Origin of the sequence: Streptomyces sp. SM11 (assembly GCF_002910905.1) — a bacterium.
Classification (GTDB): domain Bacteria; phylum Actinomycetota; class Actinomycetes; order Streptomycetales; family Streptomycetaceae; genus Streptomyces.
The window spans coordinates 1-1,378 of sequence record NZ_NEUE01000220.1; the positions used below are offsets into that span (position 1 = coordinate 1).

At 69.2% G+C, this 1,378-nt stretch carries 1 protein-coding gene and 1 pseudogene; one reads left to right on the forward strand and one right to left on the reverse strand.

All coding sequences use genetic code 11. The features are described from left to right. Positions 1-643, reverse strand: a pseudogene (locus B9S58_RS22525) (IS701 family transposase); the annotation flags it as partial. Positions 644-699: 56 nt separating this feature from the next. On the opposite strand from B9S58_RS22525, the gene B9S58_RS22530 reads away from it, so the two are divergent. Then, a partial coding sequence (locus tag B9S58_RS22530; RefSeq protein WP_107494950.1) for an ISAzo13 family transposase occupies positions 700-1,378 on the forward strand: 679 nt, incomplete at its 3' end.

The following is a 1,378-nucleotide window of genomic DNA, read 5'->3' on the forward strand; positions in this document are numbered from 1 at the left end:
GGTGCTCGTCCAGTCCGGCCAGGCCCTTGCCGGACTGGAAGGTCTCCTCGGCCGTCCATCTGCGCCCGGCGACCCGCACCAGGGTGGACAGCGGAACCCGGACTGCTGAGTAGCAGCGGTAGAAGGCGAGTTCACGGGTGCGCCGGTTGCGGCGGACGAGCAGCTGACGGTGGCCCGGCCGGTCGTCGGCGATGTCGGCCAGGGCCCAGTCGTAGAAGCGGTGCCCCTTGGCGCCGTCGCCGGCGGAGAGTTTCTGCCAGGCCCGCTTCGGCAGCATCTTGACCAGGACGTCGGCCCGGAAGTTGCCAGCTCGGGTGGTGATCTGGTGGTCACAGGCCACGGCGAGCACGTAGCCGGTCTCGCGTCTCTCCAGCTCGGTCCGCAGGTGCGGGTTGCCTCCGTAGACCTCATCGCCCGCCACCCAGGATGCGGCAACGCCGGCGTCCAGGGCGCGGCCGATCATGCGGGCGGCGAGGGCGGGTTTCGTGGCGAAGCCGACGGCGTCGGGTATCCCGGCGGCCCGGCAGCGGGCCGGGTCCTCGGTCCAGGAGCGCGGAACATACAGCTCCCGGTCGATCGCCGCGTGCCCGAGCGGGGTTGAGTAGGCGAGGTAGACGGCGACCTGGCTGTTCTCGATGCGGCCTGGGGCCCGTATTTCAATAAGTGCTCGGCAGAGGAGTGTTGGTGGGAGGCTGAGATATGACTCCGTGTCTGTCAGGCCGCGTTGCCGTTCGTGCTCTGCGGGCCAAGTTCGATCAGATCCTGCCGCACTTCGATGAGCGCCGGCGTCGGTTGTACCTGGCCAGTGAGGCGACGGCCCTCGGCCGTGGCGGGATCGTCCGGGTCGCCGCCGCCTCCGGCACCAGCACTGCAACCATCGCGCGAGGTATGGCCGAGTTGGCCGGTTGCTCAGCACCGACCTTGCGGGTCCGGGCTCCAGGTGCCGGCCGCAAGCGGCTGACAGACACCGACCCTGGTCTGCTGCCCGCGCTGGAGTCGCTGATCGAGCCGCACACCCGAGGCGACCCCGTCTCCCCCTTGCGGTGGACCACGCTGTCGTTACGGGTCCTGGCCTCGACCCTCACCGCACAGGGCCACCCGGTCAGCGCTTCAGCTGTCGGACACCTGCTGCACACCCTGGGCTACAGCCTGCAGGGAACCGCGAAGACAACAGAGGGCATCAGCCATCCGGACCGCGATGCCCAGTTCACCCACCTCAATGCCACGGCCGCCGCGTTCCTCGACGATACCCAGCCGGTGATCAGCGTCGACACCAAGGCCAAGGAATGGCTCGGCAACCGGGACCGGCCCGGTCGCACCTGGCGACCGGGCAAGAACGCGATCAAGGTGGACTGCCACACATTCACCACCAACGAGC